Annotated in this window: 13 protein-coding genes; 11 read left to right on the top strand and 2 right to left on the bottom strand. The window is 64.6% G+C overall.

Annotated elements, in window-relative coordinates:
- Positions 1-53: 53 nt before the first annotated feature.
- The 7 genes from ectB (at position 54) to pth (ending at position 12,591) form a co-directional block, all read left to right on the top strand.
- Positions 54-1,412: a diaminobutyrate--2-oxoglutarate transaminase gene (gene ectB / locus AC5RWG_RS14355; protein WP_494167408.1), complete on the top strand. Its 1,359-nt coding sequence runs from the start codon at positions 54-56 to the stop codon at positions 1,410-1,412.
- A gap of 152 nt (positions 1,413-1,564) precedes the next feature.
- Complete coding sequence (locus AC5RWG_RS14350) at positions 1,565-3,004, top strand: aspartate kinase (protein WP_494073687.1); 1,440 nt, start codon at positions 1,565-1,567, stop codon at positions 3,002-3,004.
- Between the two features lie 389 nt (positions 3,005-3,393).
- Complete coding sequence (locus AC5RWG_RS14345) at positions 3,394-8,601, top strand: Pls/PosA family non-ribosomal peptide synthetase (protein WP_494167216.1); 5,208 nt, start codon at positions 3,394-3,396, stop codon at positions 8,599-8,601.
- Between the two features lie 22 nt (positions 8,602-8,623).
- Entirely contained in the window at positions 8,624-9,874 is a 1,251-nt protein-coding gene (locus AC5RWG_RS14340) for a heparan-alpha-glucosaminide N-acetyltransferase domain-containing protein (protein WP_494001408.1), read from the top strand.
- A 202-nt stretch (positions 9,875-10,076) separates the two neighbouring features.
- The gene (locus AC5RWG_RS14335; protein ID WP_494023683.1) at positions 10,077-11,096 is read left to right on the top strand and encodes a M28 family peptidase; all 1,020 of its coding nucleotides are present in this window, start codon (positions 10,077-10,079) and stop codon (positions 11,094-11,096) included.
- Positions 11,097-11,283: 187 nt separating this feature from the next.
- Complete coding sequence (locus AC5RWG_RS14330) at positions 11,284-11,883, top strand: 50S ribosomal protein L25/general stress protein Ctc (RefSeq protein WP_494001406.1); 600 nt, start codon at positions 11,284-11,286, stop codon at positions 11,881-11,883.
- Positions 11,884-11,997: 114 nt separating this feature from the next.
- Positions 11,998-12,591: an aminoacyl-tRNA hydrolase gene (gene pth / locus AC5RWG_RS14325; RefSeq protein ID WP_494023684.1), complete on the top strand. Its 594-nt coding sequence runs from the start codon at positions 11,998-12,000 to the stop codon at positions 12,589-12,591.
- A 700-nt stretch (positions 12,592-13,291) separates the two neighbouring features.
- On the opposite strand, the gene AC5RWG_RS14320 is transcribed toward pth, so the two are convergent.
- Together AC5RWG_RS14320 and pssD are read right to left on the bottom strand one after the other, a co-directional pair.
- The gene (locus AC5RWG_RS14320; RefSeq protein WP_494023685.1) at positions 13,292-13,918 is read right to left on the bottom strand and encodes a glycosyltransferase; all 627 of its coding nucleotides are present in this window, start codon (positions 13,916-13,918) and stop codon (positions 13,292-13,294) included.
- Positions 13,915-14,364 carry a PssD/Cps14F family polysaccharide biosynthesis glycosyltransferase gene (pssD, locus tag AC5RWG_RS14315; RefSeq protein WP_494167215.1) on the bottom strand — a complete coding sequence of 150 codons (450 nt, stop codon included), beginning with the start codon at positions 14,362-14,364 and terminating at the stop codon, positions 13,915-13,917. Before pssD ends, AC5RWG_RS14320 begins: the two co-directional genes overlap by 4 nt.
- A gap of 458 nt (positions 14,365-14,822) precedes the next feature.
- Between pssD and AC5RWG_RS14310 the strand changes: the two genes are divergently transcribed.
- The 4 genes from AC5RWG_RS14310 (at position 14,823) to AC5RWG_RS14295 (ending at position 23,002) form a co-directional block, all read left to right on the top strand.
- Entirely contained in the window at positions 14,823-17,540 is a 2,718-nt protein-coding gene (locus tag AC5RWG_RS14310) for an AAA family ATPase (RefSeq protein WP_494167214.1), read from the top strand.
- Positions 17,537-20,164 (top strand): LuxR C-terminal-related transcriptional regulator, encoded by a 2,628-nt coding sequence (locus tag AC5RWG_RS14305; protein ID WP_494167213.1) that lies wholly within the window; start codon positions 17,537-17,539, stop codon positions 20,162-20,164. The genes AC5RWG_RS14310 and AC5RWG_RS14305 overlap by 4 nt, the downstream gene beginning before the upstream one ends.
- A 365-nt stretch (positions 20,165-20,529) precedes the next feature.
- A complete protein-coding gene (locus AC5RWG_RS14300) occupies positions 20,530-21,315 on the top strand; it encodes a PglD-related sugar-binding protein (RefSeq protein WP_494167212.1) in 786 nt (261 codons plus the stop codon).
- Between the two features lie 124 nt (positions 21,316-21,439).
- On the top strand, positions 21,440-23,002 hold the full coding sequence (locus tag AC5RWG_RS14295; protein WP_494157762.1) for a sugar transferase: 1,563 nt from the start codon (positions 21,440-21,442) through the stop codon (positions 23,000-23,002).
- Positions 23,003-23,046 lie beyond the last annotated feature (44 nt).

The following is a 23,046-nucleotide window of genomic DNA, read 5'->3' as shown; positions in this document are numbered from 1 at the left end:
CCGGAGGAGACGTGCCCGGGGCGGCAGCCAGCGACAGCTAAGGCAGGTTAATGATGGATATTTTTACATCTCTGGAGTCGGAGGTCCGCAGTTACTGCCGGACCTGGGATACCGTTTTCGACTACGCCGCCGGGGACACGCTGCATAGCGAGGACGGCAGGGAGTATCTGGATTTCTTTTCGGGCGCAGGAGCACTCAATTACGGGCACAACAACCCGCTTCTGCTGGAGCCGCTGATTACTTACTTGCGCTCCGGGTCGGTCATCCATTCACTCGATATGAAGACGACGGCGAAGCGACGATTCCTGGAGACGTTCCTGGAACTAATCCTGATCCCTCGCGGTCTCGACTATAAGGTCATGTTCACCGGCCCCACCGGGACGAACAGCGTCGAAGCGGCGCTGAAGCTGGCGCGCAAGGTTACCGGCCGGCACCAAGTGCTGAGCTTCACCAATGCGTTTCACGGGATGACCCTTGGCGCACTGGCGGTAACGGGCAATTCACTAAAACGCCAAGGCGCAGGAGTTCCGCTCAATAACGCCTCTAGCTTCCCTTATGACGGCTACTTCGATCAGCCGGCGGAAGATTTCCTGTGGCTGCAGCATGCGTTGGAGGACAGCGGGTCCGGACTGGACAAACCCGCCGCGGTCATAGTGGAGACGGTTCAGGGCGAGGGAGGGCTCAGAGCGGCCAGTGGAAGTTGGCTGCGGCGACTCTCCGATATCTGTCACCAGCACGGCATGCTTCTGATCGTCGATGATGTCCAGGCCGGGTGTGGACGTACGGGCACGTTCTTCAGCTTTGAGGAAGCAGGTATCCAACCCGATATTGTCTGCCTGTCGAAATCACTGTCCGGTTTCGGACTGCCGCTTGCCGTCATGTTGTTAAAACCCGAACTGGACATCTGGAAGCCGGGAGAGCACAACGGTACCTTCCGCGGCCATAACCCGGCCTTCGTGACCGGGACCGCGGCCCTGGAACACTTCTGGAACGGTCGGGGATTCGAACGAGACATCGCGGCACGGTCCGCACAGTTGCATGCAGCTCTGGCAACGATGGCGGTCGGCATTGAAGGCGCCCTTGTCCGCGGTCGAGGGCTCTTGGCAGGCGTGTATTTCCCGGACCGGACAATGGCACGAAAAGTTGCCGCCGAATCCTTCGCCCGTGGCTTGCTTGTAGAAACCTCCGGGCCGGAGGGAGAAGTGCTCAAAGCCATGCCTGCATTGACTATCAGCGCGGAAAACATGACCCGCGGGCTTGACCTGCTTGCAGAGGCAGTCCGATCGGTTGCCGGTGAATGGCTTGACGGAACGCCGGGCAGCCGCGGTGGGGACGTCCCCAGGCCGCGGGCGTCCAGTTCGGCGCTGCTGCGCGCAGTGAGCACGCCGAGCCGAGCACACATTGGCAAATAGGCGGTTAGCTCTGGACAGGCGCAGCAGGGCAATCCGGAGTGTTTGCGGGGCAGCGACCGCACCCGAGGTGCAGCGGCAGCCCAGCAAGTTTGGGGGTCAGGGTGAAAAACTACAAGCGCATAGATGAGGCCATGGATGAAGCTGCTGTCCGCATGGCACAGGACTCATTCGAGCTGCCGCGCAGCGCCTCGAGGCTCGGCGAGCCGCTGCCGTGGGGCGAACGAGCGGAGGCGGCGGGCACGGCTGGACGCTCAACGAATATCATCGTGCAGAAGTTCGGTGGCTCGTCGGTGGCGAATGCCGACGGCATTCGACGCGCCGCTCACCGAGTGGCTGAGACACAGGCGTCTGGATATCAAGTCGTTGCAGTGGTCTCCGCCATGGGCGACACCACCGACGAGTTGTTGGATCTCGCGGCCAGTGTTTCGCCGCATCCCCCTGCCCGCGAACTCGACACCCTGCTGACGACCGGCGAACTCGTTTCGGCGGCCTTGCTGGCGATCGCCTTGGCCGATTTAGGCGTCGATGTCCGGACCTTCACAGGCAGCGAGGCGGGCCTCATCACCGACGACTGCCACGGCAAAGCTCACATTATCGATGTCGATCCGCGCCAAGTCCGTGCCTGCTTGAAGAACGGTCAGGTCGCCGTCGTGGCAGGGTTTCAGGGCAAAAGCCGTAAAGGGAAGACGGTCACCACTCTGGGGAGGGGTGGTTCGGACTTGACCGCCGTCGCACTCGCCGCAGCACTCGGCGCAGGCGTCTGCGAGATCTATACGGATGTCGACGGTATTTATACGGCAGATCCGCGAATCGTTCCCAACGCGCGCAAGATCGATGTACTCGCCAGCGAGGAAATGCTCGAGTTCGCAGCCGCGGGGGCAAAAGTTCTCCACCTCCGATGCATTGAATACGCTCGCCGCTTCGGTATTCCGATCCATGTCCGTTCTTCGTTCGTGCAAAAGCGGGGCACCATGATCCTGCCCAGTCTCGATCAACCCCGTTCGGATGCGCACGCAGGCGAACAGACTCTGGTTTCGGGCGTGGCAAGCGTCAACTCCGCTGCACAAGTGACCATCGCCGGAATCCCGGCCTGCTCGAGGACTGCCGCGCGACTCCTTCAGGAGCTCGCCGCATCGGGGCTGAACATCGAAATGATCGCCCAGAATTCGCGGGACGCGGGGACCGGAATCGCCGACATCACCTTCACCCTCCCATCTACGGAGGCGTCGGCAGCCATAGCGGCCCTGGACGCGGCCCGGAGCCGCATCGGATTTGAAGCCCTGTACCACAAGGGAGAAGTGGGCAAGGTCTTGCTCACCGGACTCGGGATGCGCTCTTCGCCCACTACCCTCAGCACTTTCTTCAGAGCACTTTCGGACGCCGGGATCAGTCCGGAGATGATCTCGATTTCCGAGCTGTGCATCGCGGCCGTGGCACGGGCCGATGAGCTTGCCGATGCTGTCCGCGCTCTGCAGGACGCCTTTGGTCTCACGCCGCAGGACAAGGAAGCGGCGGGCGACCGTTCGCCGGACACGCTTCCGCAGTTCGAGGTTCAGGCGCTCGCCGCTACCCGGCCGGGATCTTCCGCATGACGTCTGACTGGGGAGGAAGGAGCAGCTTAGGCAATGTGCCGAGCCGGCACAAGGACATCAGCTTTCTGCGCCACGCGAGCAGGGACTGACCCCAGTGACCCATACACCCAAATGCAGTGCAGAAACGGGAGGTACCAATGGCGCCAGCCGAGAACTCGTACCTTGGATCAGAGGACACCACCATGCTGGTCAGGCAGTCCCACGCGCGGACGCCGGCCGGCGCTCATAAAGCGGCGTCCAAAGAATTAGTCGCGCTGGCGGCGCCAACGGACCCCGCCCCGTCAGGAGCCAGCGAACGCACCGGCAGCACAATCCCTCCCGCCTCCGGCGTGTACTCAGGGGGGCCTGCACCGATTCCTCGCACGTTGCTGGACATCCTCTTTCGCTCCGTGGACGAGTACCCGGACGCGCTGGCGTTGGATGACGGCACCACCTCATTGAATTACCTGGCGCTGCTGGAGCGGATCGAGTCCCTGGCCCTGAACCTGCGCGAACGCGGGATCGGTGCCGGAGACCGGGTCGGCATCCTGATGGCCCTTGGTACGGTCGACCTCTACATCGCAGTGCTGGCCGCACTCGTTCGCGGAGCGGCATGCGTCCCTGTCGATCCTGACGAGCTCGGTGACCGAGCCGCTTTGGTATGGGAAGCGGCCGAAGTATGCGCGGTAGTCGGACCCGGGCTTCGGGTCCGTCCCGTCATCGGAGCGCCCGCCCACGGAGAGGCTCGCCCGCCCACCGCCGACGACGATGCATGGATCATCGTCAGCTCAGGCTCGACCGGCCAATACAAGTCAATCGCAGTGTCGCACCGGTCGGCGGCCGCCTTTGTGGACGCTGAAGCGTCGGTCTTCTGCGCCGAGGACCCGCTCGGGCCCCGCGATCGTGTGCTGACCGGTCTCTTCGGCAGGTCCGGCCTGTGCCACGAAATGTGGCTGGCGTGGCGGCACGGCGCCTGCTTGGTGCCGGCACCTCCCGAGGTCATCCGCTCAGGCGAAAACCTGGGCCCGTGGCTGGTGCAACGGGGTATCACCGTGGTCCCAACGGCGTCTGCCCTCGCTGCACTATGGCAGGCGGAATCGCTGCAAGACGTCCGGTTGCTGATCTTCGGCGAGGAATGCCCACCGCATCTTGCGCCGCGGCTGGCCGCCCCCGGCAGGGAAGTATGGCACACGTACCGTCCCATCGAGGCCATCGTCGCCTGTGCTCCAGCCCATGAGTCGACTCCGGCGGGCATCGGCCGGCCGCTGCCCGGCTGGCAACTGGCCGTAGTGGACAGGAACGACCAGCCTGTCGCCTGGGGCGAAGAAGGAGAACTGGTCATCGGCGGGGTTGGCTTAGGCCGCTGCCTCGATCCAGGCGAAGACGTCGAGAAATATGCTCCCCTGGGCGCCCTCGGCTGGCCACGGGCCTACCGCACTGGGGATTTTGTTCGCGCCGATCCTGAAGGCCCGGTGTTTGTCGATCGGGCCGGCGGGCAGGCAGAACCCGCAGGGCGAAGAGTCGAATTGAGCGAGACGGAGCTCAGCGCAGCACCGTACGAGGTGCGCTCGGGCGGTCCGGCAACCGCAACCGACGTAGTTCACGAGCCGATGACGACCGCGATAGACCTGCTGCTGCAGTCCCCGCACCGCCAAGAGGTGCGGTGGTCTCCGGGCGAGCGCCTGGAGGAGCTCTTCGAGAGCCGATGCGACTTGTTGCGCCGCGAAGGCCGGGCAGGCCAGTTGGCGGTCGACTCCGCGGACTCGAGGTTGACCTACGATCAGCTCGACGCGCGGGCCAATCAGCTGGCCCGGCATTTGCTCGATGACGGAGCCCAGGCCGGCGATCGCATTGCGCTGTTGTTCGACCACGCCGTGTGGGCCTATGTCTCAATACTGGCGGTGCTGAAGATCCGGGCGGCGTATGTGCCGCTGGACGCGGGATTTCCGCCGGACCGGATGGGTTACATCATGGAGGACGCCGGGGCCAGCCGCGTGCTGACCTTGAGCCACCTGGCCAGTCTGTTGCCGGAGGACTGCCCGCGCGCCCTGAGTTTGGACACGGCCGCCGCGGACATTGCAGCCATGTCCGGCTCCCGGCTCGCAGACAGCGAGAAGCCCGCCCCTGTCGAGAACCTGGCCTACGTCATCTACACGTCGGGCTCCACGGGCCGTCCCAAAGGGGTGGCCATCGAACACTCCAGCATTTGCAACTTCGTCCGGGTCGCCGCCGAGGTCTACGGATATCAGGGCAACGACCGCGTCTATCAGGGACTGACGATCGCCTTCGACTTTTCTGTCGAGGAGATGTGGGTGCCGTGGATGGTCGGGGCGACGTTGGTGCCCAAGCCGAGTTCGAAGAGCCTGCTCGGGGTTGACCTGGAACGGTTTCTGCTCGACAACCGTATTACCGCGATGTGTTGTGTGCCCACCCTGTTGGCCACACTGGAGCACGAACTCCCTGACCTGCGTTTTCTGCTGGTCTCGGGTGAGGCGTGCCCGCGCGATCTGGCCGAGCGTTGGTACCGGCCCGGCCGGAGATTCCTCAATGTCTACGGGCCCACCGAAGCGACCGTGACCGCCACGTGGGACGTTCTGCATCCCGACAAGCCGATCACCCTCGGCCAGCCGCTGCCGACCTACACGATCATGATCCTGGATCCCGACGAGCCGCGTGCCCTGCCACGGGGAGAGACAGGCGAGATCGGCATCGCCGGGATCGGGCTGGCGGTGGGTTATGTGAATCATCCCGAGAAGACTAATGCGGTCTTTATCCCCGACTTCATGGGCATTTCGAATAACCCATCGGGACGCATCTACCGCAGCGGCGACCTTGGGCGGATCAACGACGACGGGTTGATCGAGTACTACGGCCGAATCGATACCCAGGTCAAAATCCGCGGGTACCGGATCGAGCTGTCAGAAATTGAATCGGTGCTTCTGCAAATCCCTGGGATCGCGCAGGCAGTCGTCGAGACCCATGAGTCGGCACCGGGGATGACAGAGCTTGCCGCGTTCTATACGTTGCGCCAAGGGGTCTCCGAACTCGCGCCCGAGGAGATCAGGGAGGAGCTCCGCGACCGGCTGCCGGGCTACATGATCCCGGCCTTCTATGAGCAGCTTGAGACCATGCCGATGCTGCCCAGCGACAAGGCCGACCGGAAAAACCTGCCGACACCCAGCAACCGGGTGAGCGCTTCAGCCGAGGGCGAGTACTGCGAACCGGCGACGGACGCCGAGGCGGCTCTCGCCGAGCAGCTTGCTGCCGTGTTGGGATTGGAGCGCGTCTCCGTCGAGGCTCACATGTTCGAGAATCTCGGGGCCAACTCCCTGATAGTTGCGCGATTCTCCGCCGCGCTGCGCACGAACACCGACCTGCCGCCGGTTGATCTGCAGGTCATCTACGAGCATCCGACGATCCGAGAGCTCGCCGCTGCTCTTACTTCCCCGACAGCCCCCCACGCTTGGGCAGCACAGGAACCGCACCCCAGGCCCAAACGAGGGCGGGCCGGCACTTTCGACGTCGTGCTCTGCGGTGCCCTGCAAGCCGCACTCGCCATCGGCTACTCCTACACCTTCCTCACGGCGATCACGGCCGGCTTCACCTGGGTCATTGCAGGGGAGGGCGTCCTGGAGACCTGGGGGCGATCGGTCGTCGTCGGATTCAGCTTCTTTCTGGCCCTCAGCATCGTGCCGATCCTGCTGAAATGGCTGCTCCTCGGACGATGGGAAGAGCAGAACATCCGCATCTGGTCCCTGGCCTACGTCAAGTTCTGGTTTGTCCGGGCGCTGGTCAGACTCAACCCGTTGGCCTTCTTCGTCGGGACCCCCATCCTTCCCTTCTACCTGCGGTTGCTGGGAGCCAAGATCGGCTCCAACGTCACCATCCTCACCCCCATCACTCCGGTATGCACCGACCTCTTGACGATCGGCAGCGGGACGGTGATCAACAGGGATGCGTTTTACCTGTGCTACCGGGCCCACGACGGGTGGATCCAGACCGGCCGGGTCACGCTTGGCCAGGACGTCCTGGTGAGCGAGAGGTGCGTGCTGGACATCAACTCCACGATGGGCGACGGAGCTCAATTGGGTCACTCGTCGTCCTTGCAGCGGCTGCAATCCGTACCCGCCGGCGAAAGCTGGCACGGGTCCCCTGCGGTGCCGACCGACGTGAACTACCGGTTCGTCGAGCCGCTGCCGTGCAGCCGGCGGCGGCGGGTCACCTTCAGCGTGCTCCTCCTGCTCAACAACACTGTCCTGTTCGGCCCGTTGCTTCTACTGGCCATTGCGCTGCTCCTGCCGGCCTACGGGGAAACCGGCCATATGGACCACACGAACCCGGGCTTCTACGCGGATCTGGTATTCGCTTCATTCGTCGTGCTGTTTGGTGGCATGTTCCTCGGTCTGGCCGCAATGTTCACGGTTCCCCGGCTGCTCAACCTCCTGATTAAACCGGGGCAGGTTTATCCGATGTACGGGCTGCGCTACGCCGCCCACCGGCTCATCTTCCGGCTGACCAACGTCTTCCAGTTCATGCACATCACCGGGGACAGCTCCCTGGCTGTGCACTACCTTCGTCTGCTGGGTTACAAGCAGCCAAATGTTGAGCAGACAGGATCGAATTTCGGGACGGAACTCGACCATGACAACCCTTACCTGACTACCGTCGGATCCGGAACGATGATCTCCGACGGCGTGTCAATCAGTAACGCCAACTACTCAGGTACGTCCTTCAGCGTCTCCGAGGTGAAAATCGGGGCGAAGAACTTCTTCGGCAACGACATTCCGTATCCGTCCCGCGCCCGTGTCGGCGACAACGTTCTCTTCGGCAGTAAAGTCATGATTCCCATCCATGGCGAGGTTCGGGAAAACGTCGGCCTGCTCGGATCACCGGCGTTCGAGATTCCCCGGTCGGTCAATCGCGACCTCAAAACGGACCGGCGGGAAGAAATGATCCGCCGGCTGCCGGCCAAGAACCGGCACAATGCCGTCTCCCTTGGGCTGTACCTGGCGAGCCGGTGGGTCCTCATCCTCGCCGGCATGCTGGCCTTTTCACTCGCCCTCATACTCTTCCCGGGCGTTCCGGGACTCGGGCTGTACCTGGGCACCGTCAGCTTCGGCGCCTTCATGATCGCCTTCTTCATCGTGCTCGAGCGTGCCGCCCAGGGATTCAAAGCCATGGTCCCGACCGTTTGCTCCATCTACGACGTCAGATTCTGGCGGCACGAACGGTTCTGGAAGTTCATCACGTATCCGCTGTATTTCTTTGACGGCACCCCGTTCAAGCCCCTGTTCTGGCGCCTGCAGGGCGTGCGGATGGGTAAGCGTGTCTTTGACGACGGCTGCGTCATCCCGGAGAAGACGCTGGTGACCATCGGTGACGACGCGACTCTCAATAACTCCAGCGTCGTCCAGTGCCACTCCATGGAGGACGGCGTCTTCAAACTCGACGCGATCGCCCTCGGCCGGGGAGTCACCTTGGGCGTCGGGTCCTACCTGCTCTACGACGTCGTCATGGGCGACGGCTCGGTCCTGGAGGCCGATTCCCTCCTGATGAAGGGTAGCCAAGTGCCGGAGGGCGCGCGGTACGGCGGCAACCCCGCACGAGAGATCGTTTAGACAGCGAAAGAGGAGGACGAACATGAGCCGTATTCCGGACAGGCAGGGACGCGACCCCGGCCCCGCAGACGCTAAATCGATGCAGAAGCGGAGCCGATTGGTCGGCATCGACGCGGCCCGTGGCCTCGCCCTCATCGGGATGATCGCCATTCACATCTTGCCGGACGCGAACCAGGACACCGGCGAGCCCACTTTGGCGTGGATCTTGTTCGCCGGTGACTCCGCTGCGCTGTTCGCCCTCCTTGCCGGAGTGGGTTTGGCCCTGTCCTCCGGGGGGAACAGACCGCACACGGGGCCGAGGATGGCCGGGGACCGACTGGGACTGGCCGTTCGGGCCGTCCTGATCGGAGCCATAGCCCTGGCGATCGCGCCCTTCTTGCAGCAGGAGGATCCTCCTGCCAACGGCATCTTGATCTACTATTCGGTGTTCTTCTTGCTCGCCATTCCTTTCTTGCATCTGCGGCCCAGAACCTTGTTCATCAGCGCGGCCGTCTTCGGCATCGTCTCGCCGATCCTCCTGCAGAAGCTGGATCCATTCCTCCCGACATCGTCGACGTTCAACCCCGCCGTCGGGCATTTCTTCTTCGAACCCGCCGGCGTGGTCTCGGATTTACTGCTGACCGGCTCATATCCGGCGCTGGCCTACATGTGTTACATCCTGACCGGCCTTGGCATCGGACGGCTGGACCTGCGAAGGCCCAGGGTGCAGGGATATATCGCCGGTATCGGTGCAGGCCTGGCGATCTTGTCCAACGCGGCCTCCGCCATCCTGCTGTACGCCATGGGAGGCTTCGAGCAATTGGTGGCCACCAGCGGGATGACGGGGGAAGAGTTGGACAACGGCCTTATCTTCGGGCCCGGGATCATTCCGGACACCTCCGCGTGGTGGCTGGCGATCGCGACGCCGCACTCGAACATGCCCCTGGCCATCGCCAGCAGTCTGGGGCTCGGTCTGTTGGCGGTCGGTGTGTTCCTCCTGATCGAAGGGGCGGCCGCACGCTTGCTGACGCCGCTTGCCGCAATGGGCTCGATGACCCTGACCCTTTACTCCGCACACCTGCTCGCGCTGAGCCCTGAGCTGCACTACGAGGCACCCTTCCTGTGGTTCATCGTGCATTTGACGGTCGCCCTCGCCTTCGCCCTGATCTGGAGACGGTGGATGGGACAAGGCCCATTGGAGAGACCGGTCGCCGCGGGCGCCAAGAACTTCCGGCAAATCGTGGACGACGGATCATCGTCCCCCACGGCTGCTTCAGGAACGGCTTCCCGCTGATTCGGGACCTCCTGGCCCCCGGGGGGAATACTTTGGGCTGCACCGACCATTAGGTAGCCGATTGCTTTTCGGGCCCCGGTTCACTCTGGGGCCCCGTTCATCCCCGCTCATTCTGCCGACTCCAAACCTGCCGTCGGACATTGCCCGGCCCCCGGAGCCGGCAGCTAGAATGCTGTGGTGATGTTGCACTCATGAGGACGACATGAAACTCCACTGGCCCAGGCGCCGGAGATCCCTTGTCCTCGTCGCGGCGCTCGGGCTGGTTGCTCTCCTGGCCGCGCTTGTCTTGGCTTCTGTGCGGGCGGAGCGACCCGGGCCGCAGGCGCAGGCTTCCACAGCGTACGAGCACCTAAAAGAGTTTCAAGCACTCGCCGATGATCACGGCGATCGAGCTATTGGCACCGACGGATATGAGGCAGCGGCTCAGTACGTAGAACGGGAACTCGAGAGTGCGGGTTATCAAAGCACGCGCCAGTACTTTACGTTCGAAACACGTGGCGAAAGCTACGAGTCTTTCAACATCATTGCCGAGACGGCCGGCGGCAGTGACGACAACGTGATAATGCTGGGCGCCCACCTCGACGGGGTGCGGAACAGTCCGGCGATCAATGACAACGCCTCCGGTGCGGCGGCCCTGCTGGAGGCCGCGCAAGAACTCAGCCAACGGGGTGAACCAAATAATAAGGTGCGCTTCGCGTGGTGGGGGGCGGAAGAGTTTCCGGAGGCGTTCGGCTCCAAGCATTATGTCGAAGATCTGGCAGAGCACGACAGCGGCGAACTCGACCACATCGCCGCCTATCTGAACATCGACATGGTAGCCTCGCCCAACTACGTCATCGCGGTCTACGACCCACAGAAATCCGACGACGACTCCGAGTGGGAGGTGCCCGACGGGTCGGAGGAGATCATGCAGTTCTTCACCGACTACTTCGACTCCCGTGCCCAGCCCTGGGTGCCAACGGAATGGAACTTCTATTCCGATCAAGTGGCGTTCATCGAGGAAGATATTGCTGTGGGCGGCCTCTTCACCGGCAGCGACGAGAGAAAAACCGCCCGGGAGAGCATCCTTTTCGGTGGCGCACCAGGGCAGCCACGAGACCCGAACTACCACAAATCGGGCGATGACATTGGCAACGTCGATCTGGAGGCGCTGGGCATTATGACCGACGCGATCACCCATGCCGCCACTAGCCTGGCTGAAGACAGCAGCGCGCTGGAGTAAGCGGGTGCAGGATTCGGGCCAGCGCCTCGACCCTGATAAACTTCTGGCATTGCCTAGGCGAGGGAGAGCCGGAACCGGTTCTCCGTTATCGACGGTGGCTAGCAGCTTCGTTCTCTGCACTGGTATCGGTGCGGCGGGTCGGTCTCTAGGCACCCGCCTCAAAACCACCCAGCACAAGGAGAACGTTATGTCCGACCAGAAGCTTGCAGCTGAAGTCCGCAGCGAATTCGGCAAGGGCGCCGCGCGCCGGGCCCGCCGCAACGCCCAGATCCCCGCCGTTATTTACGGTCACGGGGCAGAGCCGCTGCACGTGCTGCTTCCGCAGAAGGCCACGACGCTGGCGCTGCGTACCTCCAACGCGCTGCTGACCCTGGACATTGACGGGGACGAGCACCTGGCCCTGGCCAAGGACATCCAGCGCGATCCGATCGCCCAGATCATCGAGCACGTTGACCTGCTCACCGTGCGCAAGGGCGAGAAGGTTCACGTCGACGTCAACATCCATGTCGAGGGCGAAGTTGCCCCGGGCGCCATCTTGGATCTGGAAGAGTTCACCGTTCTGGTCGAGGCCGATGCGACCGCTCTGCCGGAGGCGCTGACCATCAACGTTGAGGGCCGTGAGGTTGGCGAGCACGTTCACGCCACCGACATTCAGCTGCCTGCCGGCGTCAGCCTGCTGATCCCCGAGGACACCGTCATCGCCGCGGTTTCCGCTCCGACCGTGGCCGAGCCTGAAGCCGCTGAAGGCGAAGCCGCCGAGCCGGCTGCCGAGACCCCGGCCGAGTAACAACACGGCCTCAAAGCCCCCGGCGACGCGCGTGCGCATTCGCCGGGGGCTTTGGTCTATCCCTAGGATGATCTTGAATCCTTCGCATCTACCGTCCGAGGAGCACCCGTCTACGTGAGCACCGACACCTGGCTGATAATCGGTTTGGGAAACCCGGGCCCCGGCTACAGCGGCAATCGGCACAACGTCGGCCAGATGGCCCTCGACGAGCTGGCCGGCAGGGTCGGCGGTTCGTTCAAGTCGCACAAGGCGCACGCACAGGTTTTGGAAGGGCGCCTGGAAATTGGCGGGCCCAGGGTTGTGCTCGCCAAGCCACTGACGTTCATGAATCTGTCCGGGGGACCGACGTCTGCGCTGTGCCGGTTTTTCTCAATCGAACCGGACCACGTGGTCGCCTTGCACGACGAGATCGACATCCCCTTCAATACGATCAAACTCAAGATCGGCGGGGGAGAGGGCGGGCACAACGGACTCCGCGACATGTCCAAGGCGCTGGCGACCAAGGATTACTACAGGATTCGCATAGGCGTTGGCCGCCCGCCGGGCCGGATGGATACGGCGGACTACGTGCTGCGCGATTTCTCGACGGCGGAAAAGAAAGACCTTCCCTTCCTTTTGGACGATGCAGCAGACGCGGTGGAACTGCTCCTGTCCGACGGGCTTCTCGCCGCGCAGCAAAAGTATCACGCCAACGCCAAGCAGGGGTGAGTGTCAGGAAGACCGCAGGGGTATCCCGCGGGTCATGGGCGCGGCGACCTAACCCAAGAACGAGTGGTGACTACTCGTGTCAGGTCGCCCTCGGCTCTTTACGCTGAGAAGGTGTTGTTGCGCCGTCAAGGGCGGAGTCGCAATACCGTGCGCGTGGAGCTGAAGGGCCCGGGCGCATCCAGCCGACCGGCGGGGTTGGCGAAAGCCAGAGGAACCGCGAAGGCGGAACCTTCCCCCCAGGCCCCGTCGGTCTCTGCTGGATAACGAAGAAATTCGGGCTCGGGAAGAAAGACGGTCCAATGCGGAAGCAACAGGGATCGTCGTAGCGGACGGTCAACTGAGTCGCCGCCTAACGCAGGTCCGCGATGGAGGGCTGGGCGCCGGCGCAAGGCGTCACACAACCGTGGATTGGCACGCCCGCACCAACCGTGCATAAAATCGTTTCAGCCTGAGTGGCTCCCTGAGCGGGGCCGACGATGGGCGGCCTCCGAGACTGGGCCACCCCCATCCCATCGTCGGCCCCTTTTTCATGGCCATTCCGATGCAGGCGTGCCGCGGGCAAACCTCGGGTTGCGCTGCGTCGGGGGCATTTAACGCAGCGCAACCCTTCGGTCAGGGATTCTGCCCGCCTGCGCAGGGCGGGCTCGTCCCCGTCTAGCGGGACTACGGCGGTTCCGGCTCGATCCGGACTGCCGCAGGCCTAGTTTCGAACGACGCGGGGAGCTTTTAACCCCGCGTGCGTGTGGACTTCCCTCTGCCGCAGCGCCAGAAGCTGCCGGATACGGCGAAGCGCAATAGGCCCGGTGGGTGTCTGTTCCAGTTGTTCGACTGCCGCGCCGAGCCGTTCGGCAGCCTCGGCTGCCAAAGAAACGCGCGGCGGCGTACGAACAGACGAGGGGTCGAGCAGCGTCCTCTCGAGTTCGGCGGCCAACGACCGCTGGTCCTGCACGAGGATCGCGTCCCCGTGCTGCGCCATCGTCTCGGTAAACGCAATCTGGTGCCCGTCGACGACCTCCCGCAGTTCCGGCCGCCGGGGCACCGCGATCGGCAGATGGCCGGCCTCACGGGCATCGAGGATGGAGCCTGGCCCGCCCTGGACGACGACGACGGTGGCAGTTCGATACAGTGCCAGCAAGTCCTCGCGCGGCATCCTGGTGACCCCGTCTGCGTGCCGGGGCGGACGGCTGGCTCCGTGCTGCACAAGGCACGACGGTGGGTCGGGCATACCGGCCAGCCAGTCGTCGATCCAGTCGACCAAGCGGTCGAACGTGTGATGGTCGGTTCCCAACGAGACCACGACCTGCGGAGCGGGGTGCGCGCTGTTCACAGTACCGGTCCGATATTCACGGCTTCGGGGTAGAAGCGCCGCTGTTCTTCCCACTGGATGCAGAAGAGCTCGGACAAAGGGTAGCAAACGCGGCCGCTCAGGGTCGGCATGGTAATCCGATCAAAGCACTCTATGTACACCGTGTGGATGCCGAGCAGGCGGGCGACCAGGAAGAACGGGACACTCACGCCGGCGCCAACGGAAACCACCACGTCGGGGCGCTCCCGGCGGAGCGTCGGCCAGGCCAAAAGCAGGTTTCTGATGGCATTGCGGACATTCCTGGTGGTGGGATAAAAGCACCAGGTGACGTTTTCGTTGTGCAAAGCAGCCTCGACCTCGGGCCGCTGGAACGTCACCCAACTGCGGGCGTGCTGGCTCCACCACTTATCCAACGGCAGCAGCTGGGCCAGATGCCCGCCCGCCGACGTCACGAACATGATTTTCATGCGCCGTCCTCCCCCTACCGGGATGCGCCCCAAGGCACCCCGGATCACCGACCTCTGCGGTGATAAAGCGAGCCTATTGACAGGTGGCGGCCGATACACGAGTGGTGCTTACCGGGATCCCGAAGCTGCCCCGGCCTGGGCCGTTTCCGCTACCGGGCTTGCCGGAGAATGCGCGCGAGGATCCAGAATGCTTTCCCGGAGCAGAACAGGAGAACACTCGGCTTTGCGGTGATGGGTACGGGCATTACTTGACCGGGGCGCACGATTGCTACCTGCATGTTGCGCACTTGGAGACACCCCCTCCATAGACGCGGCGCGGAATCGGCTTTAGACTGTGGACCTCACCGGTTGGGGACCGGGCCTTGCGGACCTTGGGGGAACGCAGCCCGTGGCCGGTGCGAACGCGTGGCCGATGCCAATGCATGGCCGCGTCTGAGCGACTTTGGGGGGAGACGCTGATGACTGCTGTTTTTAATGGGCCGTTTAATGGTCCGCTTGCCGACTCTATTTCACCCGGCCGCCGCCGTCTGGCAGAGGACATCTTCGCGGCACTGCAACAAGGCCAGCAGGGGGTGCTGGTGATTGGTGCCGCCGGCATGGGGAAATCCACCATCGCCCAGCAGGTGCTGAAGTGGTTCGGCCCGGAAACACACGTCGAATTTGTCCGGGGAAGCCAGGCCTCGTCCCGCACCAGCTACGCCCCGTTGGGAATCCTGCTCGGGGGAGTGGGCGACGACGGACTGGAGCACCCGGCGCTCGTTCTTGAGGGAATCGCTGCTACGCTGCTGAACCGTGCCAAGGGCAAACGCATTGTCCTGTTCGTGGACAACGCCGAGAATCTCGACGCGTTCACCTCCGCTGCCTTGGCCCAATTGGCGCGCGCCGGAGTCGTTACACTTTTTGTGGCCAGCCAGGACGTTGCGGCCGGCGACCGCGCCTTTATGCAGCTGTGGATCGAGGGAGACCTCCGCCGGTTCGACGTTGCTCCGCTGGATCCGGCAGACAGTGAGGCGCTGCTGACCGAAATTCTCGGGGGCAACATATCTTCCGTCGCTGCACGGTCGCTGTGGCTGAACACCGGTGGAAATCCGCGCTACCTGCGGGTTCTGGCCCGAGACCAGGTGGCAGCACGGACTTTGGTTGAGCAGGGCGGGACGTGGGTGTTGGCGCAGCCGCTCGTCTTCACGGGAGACATTGCAGAGGTGATGCGGCCGCGGTTGCTGCAACTGCCTCCCGGGCATCGGCGCCTCGTCGAGCAACTGGCGCTGGCGGGCGGCGTCACGCTCTCGGCTCTTCAGCGGTTGGCCGACCCGCTGACTCTGGAACACTTGGAGGCCCGCGGTACCATCACGGTCGACCTGGGCGCCGACCCGCTGGTGCGGGTGGGCGGTCACTTCCTGGGCGGAGTCGTCAAGAGCATGCTCACGCCCGGCCGGACGCGTGCACTGTGGGATGAGGTCGCGCACGTGCTGCACCCCGCGGAAGTGCCGGAGCGCTACCTGCCGGATCTCGGCATCTGGGCGTTGGAGGGGGGCGCCGCGCTGAACCCGGAAGAGACCCTGCGGGCTGCTGCCGCCGCCAACGACCAGCTGGAGCCGGGACGCGCGCTGCAGTTGGTCCGGGCGCTGGGCCGGCAACACCGCTGCGCGGCCGGCCTCCGGGAAGAAGCCCGGGCACTGCTGTTGCTGGGAAAGCCGAGCCAGGCCGCAGACCTGCTGGCGGCCCACCTCCCGGAGGACGGCAAGGACCCCATGGCTGCCCTGGTCGCGCTGGCCGGCGAGCGTCTCGCCGTTTCGCGGGCCACGGGCGGAACCATCGACCCCTGCTTGGAGGAGCTGAGGAACCTGCGCGCAAGGCTCGCCGCAGAACTGCAAGCGGTGACGGAGACCAATGAAGGGCACGTTCTCGGTGATGCAGCCCGTGCGAAGGACATACTGGAAACCACGATCGATGAAACCCTGCTGATCGAAGCAGACCAGGCCGCTTTCGACGGCCGGTACGGGCAAGTCTCCAAGCTGGTCAAGCTGCTGCGCGACGACTGGGACAAACCGTCGCAGACCAGGCTCCGCGCCGGAGCCCTTCTCTGCGAAGCATGGGCGGTCATGGGCCGGCAAACGGAAGCGCATAACCTGGGAAACATGCTGCTCGCGGAGCTGGCGGATCGGCGCCTGCCCAAGGTGCTGCGTGACTTCGTGGAAACCCGGATTTTCACGTCCCTCATCGTGGCAGGGCGGCTTGATTCATGCCTCGCCTATTGCCAGACCCCCGCGGCGCAGCGGGGGACGTCCCCGTACAGCAACGGGAACGAGCTTGCCTTGGGGCTGGTCCACGCCCACGCCGGCCGGGCCGAAAAGGCCCTTGCTGCCCTGCTGCCGGCCATCAGCCAACTGAAGGTCGCCGGTAACAGCGGCGGCGCCGGCCTTGCCAACGCCGCTGCCGCCTACGCCTACTCGCTGCTGTCGGATGAGAAGAATGCCCGCCGCCACCTGGCCGCAGCCGCTTCTTCACCGGGACGTCCCCGCCGGGTGACGGCCCGGGCCACGGAATACTTCAGCATCCTTGCGTCCCAGCGGCTGCGGCGGGATGACGACGCAGCAGCGGCGCTGGATCAGACGGGCGCCGAAGAACTGGCCGCCGGGAATTCCGGTGCGGCCATGATTTTTCATGCTGCCGCAGCGCGGGTGGGCGGCAGGTCCTATGCCCGCCAGCTGCAGGCATCGGCTGCCGCCTGCGACGGCGAAACCGCACGGCTCTGCCATGAGTACAGCCAGGGTCTGATGTCCCAAGACCCCGTGATTCTGCTTGAAGCAGCCGAAAGTGCAGCGGCGCTGGGCGACGTCCTGTTCAGCTACGACGCCGCCCGTGCCGCCCAGAGCGCTGCGGTCACAGGAGGCGACCGCGCAGCGGCCCGTAAGGCGCGCGCCTTGGAAAACGCGGGCTACCGCATGCTCCAGGACTCCAGCACCATCGTTGCCATGCTGGAGTCTCTGAGTCCCTTCGAACTGACCTTGGCGCAACTGGCCGCGCAAGGCAGCAGCAGTGCGGCACTGGGCCGAAGGCTGCATCTGTCGCCACGGACCGTTGATTGGCACTTGGGCAAGATGTTCGCCCGGCTCCATGTCTCGGGCCGCGCCGATTTGCGCGAACTGCTGGGAGCGGCGGGGTCGGCGTCATGACTGATACAGGTCAAGGACGCAGGCTGGTGGGGCGGGACGCCGATGTCATAGCTGCCACCGAGAACATCCGCAATGGCAACGGGGCATGGATCGTCGCTGAATCCGGGCTGGGCAAAAGCGCCTTGGCGGCCGCCGTGCTGCAGGAACTGTCGGACGATGTGCGGCCGTTTCGAGTAAATGCGAGCCGCACCTTCTCCTCGGTCCCGTACGGCGCCTTGGCCCCGCTACTCACGAATCTGACCGCACAGCAACTGGGCTCGCATTTTTCCACCATGCGCACGCTGACGGAGCGGCTGCAGGCAGACGCAACCGGCCTGCAGCCGGCCCTGCTCGTGGTCGACGATGCCCACGACCTGGACGCGGGAAGCGCGGAAATTCTTGGCCAACTGGTCGCCTCGATGCAGGTCAAGGCGCTGCTGCTCAGTCGACCCAGCCTGGCCGAACCGCCCACGATCCTGGGAGAGGCGGTCGAGGGGCTGCTGCACCGCCGGTCGCTGGACCCGTTGACCGACAGGCAGGTACACCAACTGTGCAACCAGGTACTCGGTGGGGAAACGGCGGCCAGTGCCAGTGCCGCGCTTGCCCGGGCAAGCGGCGGCAACCCGCTCTTCCTGCTAAGCCTGCTGGAGCAGGCCCGGCAGGCCGGGCGCTTGGTCCGGACCCGCGGCGTATGGCTCATGCGCGATGCGCTGCCGGAGGCGGACGCCCGCCTCTCCGAGCTGATCGAGCGGGAGCTCAGCGAACTAAGCGCCGACGAGCGCGAAGTATTGGATTTCGTGGCTTTGCTCGGGGCAGTCCCCCTAACGGTGATGTTCGAATGCGGGAACGTGCAGGCCATCGACCGGCTGATGGAAAACGGACTCATCGAGATTTCGCCGCCGCCCGAACCGCGTATCTGGTTGCGGAACCCGGTTCACGCACAGGCCCTGCCGACTCTGGTGCCGGTGTTCCGAAGGCTGAGGTTGTACCGGAAATTGGAGGAAGTCCTGCCGGTCAGCGGATCGGGCGAGATGCTGTTCCGGCGTGCAAAATGGGCGCTCGATAGCGGCGTGCAACTGCCGGATGATGAGCTGGTGAAGGCCGCCGCGGCGGCCAACAACGCGGGAGAAACAAGGCTCGCCGTACGGTCAGCCGGCGCCGTTACGACAGGTGGGTTCCGTTGGGCGGCCCAGCTGCAGCGGGCCAGGGCAGTTTGCCCTTCCGATCCCACGTCCGGGCCCCTCATCGAGGGGTTGGTCGCGGCGGCCGGTAATGCGGAACAGGCCCGGGACGCAGCACTGCTGGCAGTACAACGGCCGTATCCCGCCGATATTTGGACGCACCGCAGCCTGGAGGACTGGGCCGCCGAAGCAAAGGGCTTGCCGACGTATTCCGAGTCAAAGCCCGGTATGGACCAGGCTTTGGACCGGAGCCTCCGGCTGCTTGAATTGCGCCATCTTGTTGCCGACGGCGGACACACGGCGGCGAGCGGGCCCCTGACGGTGCTCGTCGCGGAGGCATCATCTGCCCAGGACCTGGATTGCCTGGTGCTGGCGCGCGCGCTGTTGGCACAGGTCTATACGGTCACCGGGCGAGCGGATCACGCGGCAGCGGAAACGACCAAGGCCCTGCAGGCGCTGGAAGTGCACGAGCCGCAGGTAGCAAGCCGGACGTTTGTCGTTGCCCGCCATATCGCGGCGCTGCTGACGGCGGGGCGCTGGGGCGACGCCGCGGAAGCAGTGGATGGATTCCGGGCCGCAAGGCCGAACGAGCTGGTCCATTACGGCGGAGCAGTCGATGTGGCGGCCGGGATCATCCTCGGGCGCCGGGGCGATTATGCCGAGGCTCACCGTATGCTGGCCGGAGCAGCCGGGGAACTGGAGCACCACGACCCGTTGGGCCTGCGCCCAGTGGCGCTCGCTGTCGGTGCGTATGTGGCGATGTTGAACGGGCAGGATGAGCCGGCCGGGCAGTACCTGTCCGATTACGCAATGGCCGGGACCGGAAACGCTACTCCATCCGGCCTTTTCAGCGACGGTTTGGCTGCTGCCGCCCGGCTTCTCCAGTTTCCCGGCACCAAGGCGCTGTCCGAACTGCAATCCCTGGCAGACACCGCGGGGAGTCGGGGGTGGAGCTCCCTCGAACTCGCCTTGAGGTTTCTGGCCATTCAGCTGGGTGACATGGGCAGGATCGGCCAGGTCGGTTCGTTGGCCGCTTCCATTGAGGGAAGGGAGGCCGCGTTGGCAGCCCAATACTGCGAGGCTGCCAATATAGGCGGAATCGAGCAATTAGTGCACACGGCCGAGGAAGTGCACTCATCAGGGCTGGTTTCCCTTGGGCTCCACACCTTGTTTGAGGCGCTCCGGATTGCCAAGGCGGAACGCAACAGGACTGCGCAAAGACGCATTAGCGCACTGCTCGGGCAGTGGCAGGAGGCGGCACCCGTCGCCCGGGAGATCCCGTCCTCGATGTCGCTGACACGCCGGGAACGCGACATCGCGGCGTTGGTCATCGCGGGCAAGCGCAATGCGGAGATCGCGGACGCGCTCTCGTTGTCGGTCCGGACCGTCGAAGGCCACATCTACCGCATGTTCGAGAAGCTGGGCATCAACCGCCGGGAGCAGCTGGGGCGCGAACACCTGTAGGAGCGGCCCGGGGGGACGACCACTGCCAGAGGCGAGTATGCCGCCGGTAGTGGTCGTTCCATGTCCGGGTATCAGGCGTCCCGGAACCGGCAAAGCCCTCCTCTTCGCACCCCGCTGGTAACCCCCTGCGCCGAAAAATTGGAAGCAGAAACCTGAGTAGCGCGCCGGACAGTCCAGTAGCCGGTACGCGCACGCACTCCGGCGCGCCCCCGTAGGCTTCTGAGGGTACGGAAAACACCGGTCCTGCAAGGACGCAGGGAGTCTACGGATCGCTGGGGGCAAGTAACCCGTACATGTATAAAGGACGGCTGCGGCATCCGCTGCCGGACAATAGCGGGAAGTGCATTTCTGGGGGGAGATGTGCAATGGGGGATTCTGTAACTCGTGTGCTGCTGCTGGGGGCAGGGGGACTGGCCAGGGAAGTTTTGGCAGCGATGCGCGCTGCAGGTGGGTGGGACGTAGTCGGCGTGCTCGATGAGGACCCGGATGTCCATGGACGTTACGTAGATGGTGTGCAAGTCCTTGGGCCCGTCGAGGCGGTTTACCGGTACCCGGATTGCAGGCTCTTGGTGTGCCACGAATCCCCGGCCATCCGCCGGCAGTTGGTGGACCGGTTGGCAGAGTACGGAGCCGGGCCGGAACGCTACGCGACATTCGTCGGCCTCCGCGCACCGCTTTCGGCGGGTGTCCGGGTCGGTGCCGGCAGCCTTGTCCTGGCGGAAAGTGTCCTGGCCGCGGGAGTAACCCTGGGGGAACACGTCGTCATCATGCCGCGGGTGTCACTGTCGCACGATGTGGCAGTATCCGCATTTGCCACCGTGGGCGCAGGGGCGGCCCTTGCCGACCACGTGCAGGTGGGGCGTGGAGCTTGGCTACAGATGTGTTGCAGCGTCGCCTCCGGTGTTGGCATCGGACGGGACGCGACGGTGGGCATGGGCTCGGCCGTCCTGGGACACGTGCCGCCGGAAGAATGCTGGGCAGGCGTGCCGGCACGGCCCGTAGCCGGCTCTGCAGACCAACAGGCACCCAATCAACTTTCTGTTGGCGAGGGATCGCAGGAGTTAACGTCCAGCCGGAGCGCGCCGGGAAGCGTCGGCCGCTCGGCTTTCGAGCGACTGGCTGCAGCGGCAGCCCTGCTGAAGACGCCATGAAGGCGGCGAAGACCGCGCGTGTCTCCGAGGCCGCCGGCGCAGCCGATGCCAGCCGCCGGGTCTTTTCGCACAGGTCGACGATCACTACGCCGGACTTTCCGGTTCTTGAAGGGAAGCGCTAGCCATGCATGATGCCCAGGTGTCCACGGACAGCTACCTGCAACGCACGGTCGCCCCGCTGGTGGGTGTCGCCGCGGAAACGTTCGGGTTCGAGACGCCGGCTGCGCCGAAACTTTCCATACCGACGCTCCTGAAACCGGCTGTTCCACGTCCGGGAACGCGCGGCCGCACGTCCAAGCCGTGGGCCCGCCGCTACCAGGCCAAATTGCTCGCTACGGACACTGCCATCCTCGTGCTCTCGGTAGCTGTGGCACTGCTGCTCGTTGGTGATCGGGTAACCGGGGCCGGTGCGACCCTTGCGCTGGTCACGGGCGCTGTCATGGCCTGCGCCCTCGCGGTCGGGAGGACCCGGGACCTGCGGGTGATCGGTGTAGGGGCCGCCGAGTACAAGAAGGTGATCAGGGCAAGCTCCGGCGCCTACGGGATGCTCGCCGTCGTCCTCTTGGCCCTGCAGGCGGAGGAGTTGGCACCTCCATTCGTGGCGGGAGTTCCGGTCGGCATCGTCGCGCTGCTGGCGGGACGCTGGGGCTGGCGGCGGTGGCTGACGAAGCAGCGGGAGAACGGACACTACCTCTCGAAGGTCGTCGTCCTCGGTGCCTATGAAGACGTCGTTTACGTGATAGACCAGATCGCCAAGAAATCCGGCGCCGTGTACCAAGTGGTGGGGGCAGCGCTGGATGGCGTCCCGGCCGACAGCGACGCCCTCGCGGCACGGCAGGTCCCCGTGGTGGCCGGGCTGGACGATGTTGAGCGGGCCGTGGACATCCTTGGCGCAGACGCCGTCATCGTTGCGGGACAGGTGGGGCAGCGCAGCGGCTACCTCCGGGAACTCGGCTGGCGGCTGGAGGAGAGCGCCACCGAGCTGGTGGTCGCGCTTTCGCTGACCAACGTTGCAGGTCCCCGGATCCAGATGCGTCCGGTGGAGGGCTTGCCGCTGATGCATGTCGAAAGGCCGCAGTTCTCCGGTTACCGGTACTTGCTCAAGCGGTTCGTCGATGTCGTCGTCTCCGCTGCCGCCCTGCTTGCCCTGCTGCCGGCCTTCGCCGTCTTCGCCGGCCTGATCCGCTGGGACTCGCCCGGCAAGGTCATTTTCAAGCAACGCCGGGTGTGCCGCAACGGACAGACGTTTGAGATGTTCAAGTTCCGGTCCATGACCGCCAACGCTGAGGCTGAACTTGAGGCCCTCAAGGCTATGAACGAAGGCAGCGGGCCGCTGTTCAAGCTGCGGGCTGACCCTCGTGTCACCAAGGTGGGCGCCTGGATGCGCAAGTACTCGCTGGACGAACTCCCGCAGTTCCTCAATGTCCTGCGGGGTGAAATGTCCCTGGTCGGGCCCCGGCCGCCGCTGCCCTCGGAAGTGGCCGGCTACGAGGGGCACGTGGGCCGCCGGTTGTACATCAAGCCGGGGCTGACCGGACTGTGGCAAATCAACGGGCGGTCCGACCTGAGTTGGGACGAAAGCGTGAGGCTCGACCTCTACTACGTGGAGAACTGGTCGCTGACCGGGGACCTCATGATCATGTGGCGCACGTTGAAGGTGATGGTGAATCCAACCGGCGCCTATTGAGGGTCAGCCGTTCACGCGACGGGCGCCCGGTACCGGCAGCAACA

This window comes from Arthrobacter sp. Y3221160, assembly GCF_059092585.1.
The sequence above is the reverse complement of the archived record's forward strand: the minus strand, read 5'-3'. Positions and strand labels throughout refer to the sequence as shown.